Raw genomic sequence first — 11,090 nt, forward strand, 5'->3', positions numbered from 1 at the left:
GCAGACAAGCCGTTTATCTGTGTTGCTATGGATATTACCTGTTATGCCGATGCCTGCGCTCGAGGTCTCCATCAGGCTTATTGCCGGTCTATTACTCATTCTCGCCAACGGGTTTTTCGTCGCCATCGAATTCGCGCTGACCCGCGCCCGACAGTATTCCGAAGCCGAGTTCGTGGAACCCGGAAGCACCGCTCTCGAACGCGCGTGGGAGATGACGCAGAACTTGGAGATTTACCTGACCAGTTGTCAGATCGGGATTACGTTCTCGAGCATCGCTGTCGGGATCGTCGCCGAACCCGCGCTGACGGCCATCTTCGAACCGCTGTTCGGCGGGACCGTTCTCGCATCGGTCGGCGCAGGGGCCATCCTCGCGTTTCTCATCGTCAACCTCGTCCATCTCACCCACGGCGAGCAGACGCCGACCTATCTCGGCGTCGAGCGCTCGAAACTGGTCTCTCGATACTGTGCGACGCCGCTGTACTGGTGGACGCGGGCGATCTGGCCGGTCATCAAGTTTGGAGACGGGGCGGCGAAATGGACGCTGTCGCTGTTCGGCGTCGAGATGACCGGCGCGTGGCTCGAAACTGAAACCGACGTTATGCAGGGGCGTGCGGGCCTCTACAAGCGCTTCGGCTCGACCCTCGAAGCGGGAAACGTTCCCGCAGAACGCCGGCAGGAGGTCATGAACGCGCTGGCCGTCGGCGAGATCCCGGTCAGGGTGATCATGGTTCCGCGCGAGGAGATCGTCTCGCTCTCGACCGAGAACACCCCCGAGGAGAACCTCGCGCTCGTGGAGGAACACTCCTATTCTCGCTATCCAGTGGTCGGCGAGGACACAGACGACTTCCGCGGCATCGTCTATCTCCCGACGATCACGAACCATTACGAGGACCTCATGAGCGGCGAAGTCAGCATCGAAGACATCGCCGCGCCGCCGATGACGCTCCCGGCCAGGGAGGAAATCAACGATGCCATCGACCGCTTCCAGAGGGAAAATCAGGAACTCGCCCTCGTCACCGAGGACGACGATATCGTTGGTCTGTTGACCTCGACGGACGCCTTTGAGGAGGTCATGGGCGACCTCGAAGACCCGATAGACGAACGGGCCGGACACGCACGCCGTGGAGCGGACCCGACTGGGACCTGAGACGATTTCGGCGATCAGTCGCGCGACGAAATGCTCGAGTACCTTTTCGGTCTCGGAGTCAGAACTGTGGATCTTGGTTGTTGCGGGAATCCCGGCGATGACCACCACTTCCGGATGAGTGCCTTGATGACGAAACCGCCGAAGACGAACCGCACGACAGCCACGCAGCACATGACATACAGGGCATCTTTGGGTTCATTTCATCGCAGACCAGTGGCTGGTAGACAGGTCAGTGTAACACCGTTTCTTGGAACACAGATCGTGATGGGTATGCGCTGTGAGTGCAGCAGGGGGAGTTCGAACTACTCGACTCTTGTCAGAAATAGTGTGGCTGACTCAGAGGATGAGTGTAGCACGGCGACTCTGTTTGTCTCACTCTGAGACCGGTGAACCCCCCGCTCACTACACGTACGAACTAAACAGTGCTCTGCGTTCGGTACGTTTTACTATTATTCGTCCGCCGATACCGGTTCGCCATCTTCCATCGGCCATTCGAGTTCGATTTCTAACTCGGCCTCGTCGTCGGTCACCTCGTACTCGACTTCCAGTTCGAAGTGCTCTGGAACCGCGACCGTGAAGCCGTCGTCTCCTTCGATGTTGATTGTCCCGTTCTCGACACCATCGGCGACTTCACGGAGAATCTCCGCACCGTCTGCTCGACTCATCACTTGCTCACCTTCGCGTTCCGTCTCATCACCTGCGGATTCAGCTTCGGTCTTGGATTCTTCGTCGTCGATTCCCATAGCGAACTTGCAACGGCTGTCAGTAAAATATCTCGGCCTTCATGTCCGCACTGCTTGATCCACAGTGGTCATCACTTGTACCGAGGAACTACCGGAAGGATCCGTATTGTTTCAAGTGGTACGTCTATCTCCTGTACTGAGTGATCACCACTTCCGTAGATCGATCACAATCTCGTGCCGCATTCACGCTGCGGATGCAGCACGGCTTCGACACCCCCTCACCAATTGAGGGGGTCAACGAGGCCAGTTCGGACGCGACGGGTGGTCGTCCGTTCCCGCACCGTTTCACCCGCCTCGACGACGGGTCACTGATACATTCGCAACGGCTGGGCCTGCGTGCTTTCGCCCTGGCTCATCTCCTGCATCCGCTGTGCGAACGCCTCTCGCTGTTCGCGGATCTCCTCGGCGCGCTCGAGGAGGCTCGAGACGTCGACGTCGACGTCCGCGATGGGGCCGATCCCCTCCTCGAGGAGGACGCTCGCCGCCTCGGGGTCGGGGAACTGCGGGCTCGAGCCGACCACGAGGCCGACGCAGCCGTACTCGAGGTGGGCGGCCTGGTTGATCAGTGCCCCCGTTGGCCCGGCGATCACGCCGTCCTCCGGCGGAACGGGAACGTCGTGGGTCTCGAGCACCTCGGCGGCGCCGGCGGTCGCCACGCCGTAGAGGTCGGGTCGATCGTCCCGTTCGGCGGGGAGTCCGCTGAGGTAGATCGGGAGGACGTCGCGATCGACGAGCCAGTTCGTCAGACACTCCGCGACGTCGCCGACGGCCGCCGACGTGATGGGGGCGTCGCTCTGGAGCGCGAGCAGATCGTGCTCCTCGCTGACGTAGAGCCGCACCGGCGGTCTGATAGCCCGGTCGTCCGCCCGGTAGACCCCGATCCGGGGGAGTTCCTCGCAGTGGACGCTCGCGTAGTAGCGCATCTCGAGTTCCTCGACGAGGTGGTCGGTCGCGATCTTGCCGACGAGTCCGAGTCCCGGAAAGCCCTCGACGAGCGTCGGCGAGTCGAGATCGACGTCCGGTTCTCGGAGACGAATCCGTGCCATACTCGAGACGAACACCGGGTCCGTCAAAAAAGCGTGGGACGAAAATGCACGCGCGACGCGCCAATTTCGGCGGCGCCGGCGCTTCGAAACCCACAAACGGCGGCCGTCCGAAGTGCGGGCCGATGGAGCCACTCGAGCGGTACCGGCCGATCGTCGACGACTTCGACGCGTTTCTCGAGGCGTGTCAGCGACCGCTCGGGACCGCCGTCCGCGTGAACGCGATCAAGGTGTCCGTCGACCGGGCGCTCGAGGCGCTCGAATCCGAGGGCGTCGGCTACGAGCGGGCGGAGTGGAACCCGCGCGTGCTGCGGCTCGAGACCGACTCGCCGGGGGCGACGTGGGCGTCGTTCCACGGGTTCACCCACGGTCAGGAGGAGGTCTCTGCGGTGCCGGCGGTCGTCCTCGATCCCCGACCCGGCGAACGGGTCTGGGACGCCTGCGCCGCGCCCGGCGGGAAGGCGACCCAGCTCGCGGCGCTGATGGACGACCGGGGAACCGTCGTGGCGAACGACAGCAACCTCGGTCGCCTCTCGGCCCTGCGGTTCAACGCCGAGCGCCTCGGGGCGACCAGCCTCGCGGTGACCAACGCGGACGCGCGGAACTACTCGATGAAGCCCTTCGACTTCGACGCGTTCGACCGCGCGCTCGTGGACGCCCCCTGTTCCTGCGAGGGGACGATCCGAAAGAACCCCGACGCGCTCGACGACTGGTCCGAGGGCCACCTCGAGTCGGTCTCGGGGATCCAGAAGGGGATCCTCCGGCGAGCGATCGAGACCACCCGCGAAGGCGGCACGGTCGTCTACTCGACGTGCACCTTCGCACCGGAGGAGAACGAGGCCGTCGTCCAGTACGCCCTCGAGGAGTGCGACTGTCGGGTCGTCGGCTTCGACCTCGGCCTCGAGCACTCGCCCGGGATAACCGAGTGGCGGGGCGAGACGTTCGACGCGAGCCTCGAGAAGACCGCGCGGATCTACCCCCACCAGAACGACACCGGCGGATTCTTCGTCGCGAAACTGGAGGTGACCGCCTGATGGGGGGGAAGGAAACTGGAGACGACGCTCCGCTCGAGGAGAACGTCGGCCAGCGGTTCGATCGCCTCCCCGAGACGCCGTCCGAGCGAACCGTCGAGGGGCGGGTGAGCCGCGTCGAGGTGGTCGACTACTTCGACGATCGGTTCGGGATCCCGCCCGAGACGTTCGACGACTACACCTTCTGGGAGAAGGGCGCCGGGAAGGTCTGGATCTACGCCGGCGAGGCCACCTCGCCGATCGAACTCGAGTCGCTCGGCATGACCTGCCTGCGGACCCGGCAGGAACACTGGAAGCCGACGACCGACTTCGCCCAGCGATTCGGCCGGCAAGCGACGGAGTGCGTGATCGAACTCGACCGCGGAGAAGCCGCGCGGTTCGCCAACGGCGAGGACCAGGAGCTCGAGTGGGACGGCGACTGGGGGTACCTGATCGCCGCTCACCGCATCGCCGGGGGTCTCGAGCCGCTGGGGATCGGCCTCTACCTCCACGGCGAACTGCGGTCGCTGGTGCCGAAAGGGCGCCGGCGCGACCTCGAGGCCTGAGCGCGGGGGCACGGCGGCTGAACTCGCCGCCCTGAGTGAATGCGCCGGGCCGCGATGACGGCACGGATTTACGTCACCGATCCGACTGGAACCGGTGGCGTTTTTTTGGTTGGTCGTCGAACACGAACGCGTACCCGTGTCGCTCCCGACGTTCGACAGGACCACGCTGATGTGGCTCGTCGCGATCCTCTCGTTCGGGATGACCGCCCTGGTCGGAGCGGCGGCGCCGCTGATCCCCGTCCTCGCCCCGCTGTCGGGGATGATATTCGTCCTCGGCTTTTTCATCCTGCTTCCCCTGATCTGGCTCCTCGGCGACGACTTCCCGCTGGTGGAACCGGAGGGAGCAGAGGGTGTAAGAGCGACCGACGACCGTCCCCGTCCCAATCCGGTCGCCGAACTGCGCGACCGCTACGCCACCGGCGAACTCACCGAGGCGGAGTTCGAACGCCGACTCGAGCGGTTGCTCGAGACCGAAGGACTCGAAGACGTCTACGAGGAACGTCGCCGGCCGATGGACCTCGGCGAAGAACGACGTCGAAGCGGAAGGAGGGGTCGAGACCGGGATCGAACGTACGACCTCGAGTGAGTCGACGATCGACGAGCGACTCGTCGAGACGGGGTTGGATCGCGAAGCCGGTCAGACGCCCTGGCCCATCAGGTGGCTGCGCAGGACGTCGGCTTCCTTGTTCCCCGTGGCGGTGTTCAGGAGGACGACCGTCTCGTCGCCGTCGAACGCGCCGCGCTCGGCGAGTTCCCACGCCCCGCTGACCGCCGCCGCGGGCGACGGCGCCACCTCCAGGCCCTCGTGCTGGGCGACGGTCACCGCCGACTCGAGGATCTCGTGATCGTCCGTCGAGATGGCGCCGCCGTCGGTCTCGCGGATCGCCTCGAGCACGTGCGTGCTCGCGGCGGGGTCGGGCACCTCGATGTCGCCGCAGATCGTGTCGGGGTACTCGACCGGCTCGTGCGCGTCACGGCCGGCCTCGAACGCCTCGGTGATCGGCGCGCAGCCCGCCGCCTGGGCCGCGTAGAGCGCGGGCGTTTCGTCGACCAGTCCGAGTTCGAGGAGTTCGGTCGCGGCCTTGTAGAGGCCGGCGAGTTCGACGCCGCTGCCCGTGGGGACGACGACGGCGTCCGGGACGGTCCACTCGAGCTGTTCGACGAGTTCGTAGCCGAGGGTCTTCTGCCCCTCGCGGCGGAAGGGCGTCTCGAACGGGGCGAGGGAGTACCACTCCTCCCCGTCGTCGTTCTCGCCACCACCGTCTCCGTCGTACTCGGCCATCGCCTCCTCGAACGCCCGGACGGCGTCGGCGTACCGGCCGCCGACGACGTTCATGTCGCCGCCGTGGACGTTGACCATCGCCTTGTTCGTAAAGCCGGAGCGCGCCGGGAGGAAGACGTGCGACTCGAGGCCCGCCCGTCCGGCGTACGCGGCCGCCGACTGGCCGCCGTTACCGGTCGACGGGAGCGCGACGTCGGACGCGCCGTGGAGGTTCGCGGCCGTCACGGCCACCGTCTGTCCGCGATCCGCGGTCGCTCCGGTCGGGTTGCGCCCGTCGTCTTTGAGCAGGACGCGCTCGACGCCGAGTTCGTCGGCGAGGGTCGGACAGTCGATCAGCGGCGTAGCCCCCTCGTTCGTCGTCACCGCGGCTTCGCGCGGAAACGGGAGCACCTCTTCGTAGCGCCAGAGCGAGTCGAACGGCCGGGACGCGAGTTCGTCGCGGTCGAGCGAGACCGCGTCGTAGTCGTAGCGCGGGTCGAGGTGCCCGCCGCACTCCGGGCACCGGTGAGTCGCCGCCTCGACGTCCGCGACGGCACCGCAGGCGACACACTCGAGGCCGGCGAAGGCGTCAGTCGTCTCCATACCTTGCTCTTCGAGGCGGACGACTAAGGGCTATCTATCGGCTCGCGTGCGACGAACCCTGATCGGCGACAGCCACGGTTAGCACCGGTGCTGACGCTCAGCGGTTCGGAATTCGGGTGACGAAGAGAGAAGAGTTCGAGTGACGAAGACGGTCAGTTGTCGCCCGCTTTCGACTGCCAGGCGTACTCACGACGCTTGGCGGACTTGCCGAAGCCGCACGAGGAACACACCTTCTTCTTCACGTGGTAGGACTTCTCTCCGCAGCGACGACACTTCACGTGCGTCGTCTTGTTCTTCTTTCCTTGGCTCGGGGTTCCTGCACCAGTCATGGAGTGATCGAAACGACGTTATCGCCGCGTATAATGGTTGTGTCTTCGGCCGGCGCCTCCTCGGACATCCCGCCCTCGGGAATGGTGACGTCCTCCAGTACGAGGTTCATGTGCTGGTCGTACCCGGCCAGGTCGCCGACGTACTCGTCGCCGCTTTTGAGCCGCACCGACACGCGTTCGCCGAGCGACGCCTCGAGGACGTCCAGCGGTCGTCCACTCATACGAAAGAGGGCATGTGACGGACACTTAATCGTACCGGTCGCGAACCGATTGTCAGACGGTGAGACGTTCGTCGCCTCCGGTAACGCCGGGATATCGTCCGAGACGGCGGCGAGCGCGCCAGCCCCCGCAGACGTTCACGCCGTCCAACCAAACGGCTAAGTGTCCAGTCGTGGTTGGTCCGAGTATGGGAGATACGAAGTTCACCCTCATCGAGTTGCATCTGGACGGCGACGCCTCGTTCGGCGCGGGATCGCTCTCCGACGTCCTCCCCTTCGGTCGGAGCGAATCGGAGGAGGCCGAGGACGAGTCAGAATCGGACCTGACGGTCGAGCGAACGGAGTCGGAGGCCGAGGACGACTCGAGCGGAAAGAGCGCGATCGGCGTCGTGGTCGGCCTCGTCGCGCTCGTCGGCATCGGCCTCGCCATCCGGAAGTTCCGCGGCGGCGGCGATGAAGAGGAGGAGGAGGAAGCGGACGTCGGCGCCCAGGACGAACCGGACGTCATCGTCAAGTAGCCAGCGACTCCGACCGCCGAAGCGACCCGACTCGAGCGGCTTCGACGGTCGGGTTTCGAAATCTGACCGTCGACGGTCGAGTCGCCTCCGCGGAGCGAGCCGAACGCTTTTGCGTCCTCTCCCCGTACTCGAGGGCGTGAGTCTCTATCGTAGCGCCCGGGCCGTTGCCGGGGCGTCCGGTTCCGACGCGGTCGACTGGCGATCCGCCGCGGAGGCCGCCAAGGCGGTCACCGAGCCGGGTTCGCTCACCCTCGAACCCGGCGAGCGCGAGGCGTTCGCCCGCGACGTCCGCGACGCGCGAGCGAGCATTCGCACCGTTTCGGGCGTCGAATTCGACGTGCCCGACACCGTCGAGATCCAGAACCGCCACCACTGGATCGACGCCAACGTCGCGACGTTCGAGCGGATCATGGCCCCCCTCGAGGCCCACGCCGGCGCCTTCCCCGGAATCGCCCAGACGATTAACACGGGAACGATGGGCGTCTTGCTCGCGTTCCTCGGGCGAAACGTGCTGGGCCAGTACGACCCACTCCTGCTCGCCGATGCGCCCGACGAGGACCACGCCCTCTACTTCGTCCGGCCGAACATCCTGAAGGTGGCGGCGGCCCTCGAGGTCGACCCCGACCGGTTCCGCCGCTGGATCGCCTTCCACGAGGTGACCCACGCCGCCGAGTTCGGCGCCGCGCCGTGGCTGTCGGACCACCTCGAAGCGCGCATGCGGGACGGCATCGACGCGCTCGCGGAAGGGTCGTTCGACCGCGAGGCGTTCCGCGACCTCGACGCGGCGATGACCGTCGTCGAGGGGTACGCCGAACTGCTGATGGACCACGCCTTCGACGACGAGTACGAGGACCTCCGGCGCAAGCTCGACGCCAAGCGACAGGGTCGGGCCCCCCTCCAGCGCCTGTTCCGGCGGCTCCTCGGGCTCGGCCTCAAGGAGCGGCAGTACGAGCGCGGCAAGCGCTTCTTCGAGACCGTCGTCGCAGAGCGCGACCTCGAGACGGCGGGGCTGGTCTGGGAGCGACCGGAGAACCTCCCGACGAACGAGGAACTCGACGCGCCGAAACTGTGGGTCCGCCGCGTCGAGCGGTGACGGACGCCGCCGAACCACGACGCCGATCGCGTGCGCTCTCCGACGATTTTCACCGCGGTTATCGGACGAGCCAGTGGACGTACCAGAGCAACAGCCCGCCGGCCAGGAGTCCGACGGCCGTCGCCGCGCCGACCGCCAGGAGGGCCGCGTCGGCCCCCAGCGCGATCGTCCCGCCGGAACAGCCGACGAGCAGGACGAATCCGATCTTGAGCCGGTCGGCGCCGTCGGTGAGCGCGCTCGGGTCGGTCCGTCGGCCGCTCATAGCTCGTGCGCGGCGCTGACGTGCATCGTCGCGAACGCCCACGGCGGCGTCACGTGGGTTTCGGCGTCCGGCCCTGAGGTCGATTTCGCGCCCCTCCGCCCGCTCTCCTCCTCGTCGGAGTCCTCGCCGACTGAGTCCGCGTCGCGAATCCCCGGGTCGTCGCTCGAGCGCGCGACGATCGTGCCGCTCCACCGCGTGTCGAAGGATCGGCGCTCGTCGCGCTCGCGATCCGTCCACCCGAGGGCGACCTCGTCGCCGAACGTCGCGACGCCGTCGACCGGTTCGTCGACGACGAGGCGCTCGCTCTCGACCGTCCACTCCTCGGTCGTTCGCGTCTGTTCGGTCAGCGCCGCCGAGACGTCGTCGTACCCGAACAGCGACTCGCTGATCCCGAACTTGACCGTGGTCCCCGACTCGCGAAAGTACGGGGAAAGCGGCTCACCGCGCCGGAGCGCCTCGTAGTAGCTTCGGACGAAACCCTCGGCTCGCATACCGAGGGAGTCGCGTCCGGCGGGTATATTCTCGGCGGTTGTCGTGCGCAATCGGGACCGAGGGTACGGCTCGGAGTCGTGCGCACTGCGTCGGCCGCGTCCGCCCCGCCGCTACATGAACCCCCGATCGACCTCGTCCGTCTCGATTAGGTCCTCGAGGTCTGCGTTCAGGAGGTCGTCGGCCTCCTCGAACCGATCGGAGAGGTCGTCGAGTTCGTCGGGGCGGTCGTACTGGTCGTACGCCATCGGGCCGAACGCCGGGCTCTCGAGGGCGTCCATGACGTCGTCGAAGAAGTCCTGGGGCGTCGTCGGCGCGTCGGCGTGGGTCTCGACGACGGTTTCGAGTCGCTTGGCGACGGACTCGGCGTGGTCTTCGTCCTCGGGCGGCGACTGGACGGCGAAGCGACCGCCGCTGTCGCGGTCGGGGAGGAACGAGCCGATCTCGTCGTCCAGGTTCCGGGCGACTCGAGCGCCGACGCCGCGGACCTCGAAGGGGTTCTTCGCGTACGTCTTGAGGAAGAAGACGCCGGCGCGGGGATGCGCGAGGTACATGTCTTCGCCGACACCGCCCGCGCGGTCGCCCGCGACCGCGCGCCAGCCCTCGGGGTCCACGTCCCGTTCGGTGACGTCGTTCAGGATGTCCTGCCACTCGCGAATCCGCATGGCTCTGGTTCTGCGTACCGACGCCGAGGGAAAGAACGTATCGGTTCCGACGACGGTTGCAACCAACGGACGACCGGGCGGCCGGACGACCGGACGAACCCCCCAACGGACGACGCTCGAGGCGGTTATCGAATCAAAAGGACTACGACGGCCCGCTCGAGACGACGGGTAATCAGCTGTTATCCATGTCCGTCACCCGCGATCACCCGCTCGTCACCCTGTTCCGCACCGCGCCGGCGAAGACTTCGCTGCTCACCCTCGGGCCGCTCGCGCTCGCCGTCGGACAGCTCTGCAACGGCTACGTCAACGGCGTTTCGCCGGTCGTTTCGGTCGGGTTCGCCGCCGTGATGGTCGCCTTCGCCGTCGTCGCGACCGGTCACCACGCGGCCGAACACCGGCTGCGATCGCTGGAACTCGAGTGCGGCGTGCGATCCTCGGAGTGATCGGTCAGGGGGCTTCGGCGCTCGAGTCGCTCGTCACGCTGCGCGCCTGGCGGGCCTCGTAGGCGTCGTAGCCCGCGAGGACGGTCACGAGCAGCCCGGAGGCGATCGTGGACCAGAAGGGGCCGGTCGACATTCCGAACAGCGGCGCGGCGACGAGCAACCAAAGTCCGAGCAGCGCCGCCAACGACGAGACGCCGACGCTCAGCGGGATGTCGTTCGCGAGTCGGTAGTAGTTGTACGCGCCGGCGCAGAAGATCACCGCGCCGACGAGCACGTCGTTCCAGAACGGCGCGGCGGCGACGTCGAAGAGGAACGGCGACGCCGCGACCCACGCCCCGATGACGGCGACGATGCCGCTCACGAACGAGGTGCTCCGTCGGCGCTCCTCGCTCGCGATCTGCGTGGACTCGTCCCGGGGATCGCGGCCCTCGGGAACCGCGGCTCCGGGCGACCCTTCCTCGTCCGTGAGCGTCCGATCGCCGGGTGCGACGCCCCCGTGAGCGTCCGACCCCGGTCCGGCCGCTCCGGTTCCGGAACGGTCCTCACGGTCGTCCCGCCCGCTCGAGTCGCTCATGTCGACGGGATTCGTCCCGGCCGGTCAAAAGCGGGTCCGACCGTTCCGGGCAATCGTCCGCCAGGAACCGGAGTAACACGCTGTTACCACCGATCGTCCGCGTTCGCGTGCGACGAGAAACGCGCG

At 66.7% G+C, this 11,090-nt stretch carries 16 protein-coding genes; 7 read left to right on the forward strand and 9 right to left on the reverse strand.

The window, feature by feature from the left end; all coding sequences use genetic code 11:
* Nucleotides 1-49 precede the first annotated feature (49 nt).
* A complete protein-coding gene (locus tag RJT68_RS06885) occupies nucleotides 50-1,147 on the forward strand; it encodes a CNNM domain-containing protein (RefSeq protein WP_407040336.1) in 1,098 nt (365 codons plus the stop codon).
* Nucleotides 1,148-1,596: 449 nt separating this feature from the next.
* Here RJT68_RS06885 and RJT68_RS06890 read toward each other — a convergent pair whose 3' ends face one another.
* Together RJT68_RS06890 and RJT68_RS06895 are read right to left on the reverse strand one after the other, a co-directional pair.
* Nucleotides 1,597-1,890, reverse strand: a complete 294-nt coding sequence (locus RJT68_RS06890; RefSeq protein ID WP_407039629.1) for an amphi-Trp domain-containing protein — start codon at nucleotides 1,888-1,890, stop codon at nucleotides 1,597-1,599.
* A 305-nt stretch (nucleotides 1,891-2,195) separates the two neighbouring features.
* Complete coding sequence (locus RJT68_RS06895) at nucleotides 2,196-2,936, reverse strand: proteasome assembly chaperone family protein (protein ID WP_407039630.1); 741 nt, start codon at nucleotides 2,934-2,936, stop codon at nucleotides 2,196-2,198.
* Nucleotides 2,937-3,058: 122 nt separating this feature from the next.
* On the opposite strand from RJT68_RS06895, the gene RJT68_RS06900 reads away from it, so the two are divergent.
* From RJT68_RS06900 to RJT68_RS06910, 3 genes are all read left to right on the forward strand, one after another.
* Nucleotides 3,059-3,967: an RsmB/NOP family class I SAM-dependent RNA methyltransferase gene (locus tag RJT68_RS06900; protein ID WP_407039631.1), complete on the forward strand. Its 909-nt coding sequence runs from the start codon at nucleotides 3,059-3,061 to the stop codon at nucleotides 3,965-3,967.
* A complete protein-coding gene (locus tag RJT68_RS06905) occupies nucleotides 3,967-4,509 on the forward strand; it encodes a DUF7122 family protein (protein WP_407039632.1) in 543 nt (180 codons plus the stop codon). The genes RJT68_RS06900 and RJT68_RS06905 overlap by 1 nt, the downstream gene beginning before the upstream one ends.
* 136 nt (nucleotides 4,510-4,645) lie before the next feature.
* A complete protein-coding gene (locus RJT68_RS06910; RefSeq protein ID WP_407039633.1) occupies nucleotides 4,646-5,095 on the forward strand; it encodes an SHOCT domain-containing protein in 450 nt (149 codons plus the stop codon).
* Nucleotides 5,096-5,146: 51 nt separating this feature from the next.
* Here RJT68_RS06910 and RJT68_RS06915 read toward each other — a convergent pair whose 3' ends face one another.
* From RJT68_RS06915 to RJT68_RS06925, 3 genes are all read right to left on the reverse strand, one after another.
* Nucleotides 5,147-6,373 (reverse strand): threonine synthase, encoded by a 1,227-nt coding sequence (locus RJT68_RS06915; protein WP_407039634.1) that lies wholly within the window; start codon nucleotides 6,371-6,373, stop codon nucleotides 5,147-5,149.
* Nucleotides 6,374-6,525: 152 nt separating this feature from the next.
* A complete protein-coding gene (locus RJT68_RS06920; RefSeq protein WP_407039635.1) occupies nucleotides 6,526-6,702 on the reverse strand; it encodes a 50S ribosomal protein L37e in 177 nt (58 codons plus the stop codon).
* Nucleotides 6,699-6,923 carry an LSM domain-containing protein gene (locus tag RJT68_RS06925; RefSeq protein WP_407039636.1) on the reverse strand — a complete coding sequence of 75 codons (225 nt, stop codon included), beginning with the start codon at nucleotides 6,921-6,923 and terminating at the stop codon, nucleotides 6,699-6,701. Before RJT68_RS06925 ends, RJT68_RS06920 begins: the two co-directional genes overlap by 4 nt.
* Nucleotides 6,924-7,108: 185 nt before the next feature.
* Here RJT68_RS06925 and RJT68_RS06930 point away from each other — a divergent pair, with 185 nt between their 5' ends.
* Complete coding sequence (locus tag RJT68_RS06930) at nucleotides 7,109-7,438, forward strand: hypothetical protein (RefSeq protein WP_407039637.1); 330 nt, start codon at nucleotides 7,109-7,111, stop codon at nucleotides 7,436-7,438.
* Between the two features lie 136 nt (nucleotides 7,439-7,574).
* Entirely contained in the window at nucleotides 7,575-8,531 is a 957-nt protein-coding gene (locus RJT68_RS06935) for a zinc-dependent metalloprotease (protein ID WP_407039638.1), read from the forward strand.
* Nucleotides 8,532-8,589: 58 nt separating this feature from the next.
* On the opposite strand, the gene RJT68_RS06940 is transcribed toward RJT68_RS06935, so the two are convergent.
* The 3 genes from RJT68_RS06940 to RJT68_RS06950 form a co-directional block, all read right to left on the reverse strand.
* Nucleotides 8,590-8,793 carry a hypothetical protein gene (locus RJT68_RS06940; RefSeq protein ID WP_407039639.1) on the reverse strand — a complete coding sequence of 68 codons (204 nt, stop codon included), beginning with the start codon at nucleotides 8,791-8,793 and terminating at the stop codon, nucleotides 8,590-8,592.
* On the reverse strand, nucleotides 8,790-9,284 hold the full coding sequence (locus RJT68_RS06945; RefSeq protein WP_407039640.1) for a hypothetical protein: 495 nt from the start codon (nucleotides 9,282-9,284) through the stop codon (nucleotides 8,790-8,792). Before RJT68_RS06945 ends, RJT68_RS06940 begins: the two co-directional genes overlap by 4 nt.
* Before the next feature lie 111 nt (nucleotides 9,285-9,395).
* Nucleotides 9,396-9,947: a hypothetical protein gene (locus tag RJT68_RS06950; RefSeq protein WP_407039641.1), complete on the reverse strand. Its 552-nt coding sequence runs from the start codon at nucleotides 9,945-9,947 to the stop codon at nucleotides 9,396-9,398.
* Between the two features lie 185 nt (nucleotides 9,948-10,132).
* On the opposite strand from RJT68_RS06950, the gene RJT68_RS06955 reads away from it, so the two are divergent.
* Nucleotides 10,133-10,390 (forward strand): hypothetical protein, encoded by a 258-nt coding sequence (locus RJT68_RS06955; RefSeq protein ID WP_407039642.1) that lies wholly within the window; start codon nucleotides 10,133-10,135, stop codon nucleotides 10,388-10,390.
* 4 nt (nucleotides 10,391-10,394) lie between these two features.
* Here RJT68_RS06955 and RJT68_RS06960 read toward each other — a convergent pair whose 3' ends face one another.
* On the reverse strand, nucleotides 10,395-10,964 hold the full coding sequence (locus RJT68_RS06960; protein WP_407039643.1) for an SPW repeat protein: 570 nt from the start codon (nucleotides 10,962-10,964) through the stop codon (nucleotides 10,395-10,397).
* Nucleotides 10,965-11,090 lie beyond the last annotated feature (126 nt).

The organism is Halovalidus salilacus (assembly GCF_031852275.1).
In the GTDB taxonomy this organism is placed as follows: Archaea; Halobacteriota; Halobacteria; order Halobacteriales; family Natrialbaceae; genus Halovalidus; species Halovalidus salilacus.

Excerpts from the sequence above, each read along its gene's own strand:
- RJT68_RS06885 (WP_407040336.1), top strand. The coding sequence starts at position 50 with ATGCCTGCGCTCGAGGTCTCCATCAGGCTTATTGCCGGTCTATTACTC.
- RJT68_RS06890 (WP_407039629.1), bottom strand. The coding sequence starts at position 1,890 with ATGGGAATCGACGACGAAGAATCCAAGACCGAAGCTGAATCCGCAGGT.
- RJT68_RS06895 (WP_407039630.1), bottom strand. The coding sequence starts at position 2,936 with ATGGCACGGATTCGTCTCCGAGAACCGGACGTCGATCTCGACTCGCCG.
- RJT68_RS06900 (WP_407039631.1), top strand. The coding sequence starts at position 3,059 with ATGGAGCCACTCGAGCGGTACCGGCCGATCGTCGACGACTTCGACGCG.
- RJT68_RS06905 (WP_407039632.1), top strand. The coding sequence starts at position 3,967 with ATGGGGGGGAAGGAAACTGGAGACGACGCTCCGCTCGAGGAGAACGTC.
- RJT68_RS06915 (WP_407039634.1), bottom strand. The coding sequence starts at position 6,373 with ATGGAGACGACTGACGCCTTCGCCGGCCTCGAGTGTGTCGCCTGCGGT.
- RJT68_RS06920 (WP_407039635.1), bottom strand. The coding sequence starts at position 6,702 with ATGACTGGTGCAGGAACCCCGAGCCAAGGAAAGAAGAACAAGACGACG.
- RJT68_RS06925 (WP_407039636.1), bottom strand. The coding sequence starts at position 6,923 with ATGAGTGGACGACCGCTGGACGTCCTCGAGGCGTCGCTCGGCGAACGC.
- RJT68_RS06930 (WP_407039637.1), top strand. The coding sequence starts at position 7,109 with ATGGGAGATACGAAGTTCACCCTCATCGAGTTGCATCTGGACGGCGAC.
- RJT68_RS06940 (WP_407039639.1), bottom strand. The coding sequence starts at position 8,793 with ATGAGCGGCCGACGGACCGACCCGAGCGCGCTCACCGACGGCGCCGAC.
- RJT68_RS06945 (WP_407039640.1), bottom strand. The coding sequence starts at position 9,284 with ATGCGAGCCGAGGGTTTCGTCCGAAGCTACTACGAGGCGCTCCGGCGC.
- RJT68_RS06950 (WP_407039641.1), bottom strand. The coding sequence starts at position 9,947 with ATGCGGATTCGCGAGTGGCAGGACATCCTGAACGACGTCACCGAACGG.
- RJT68_RS06955 (WP_407039642.1), top strand. The coding sequence starts at position 10,133 with ATGTCCGTCACCCGCGATCACCCGCTCGTCACCCTGTTCCGCACCGCG.
- RJT68_RS06960 (WP_407039643.1), bottom strand. The coding sequence starts at position 10,964 with ATGAGCGACTCGAGCGGGCGGGACGACCGTGAGGACCGTTCCGGAACC.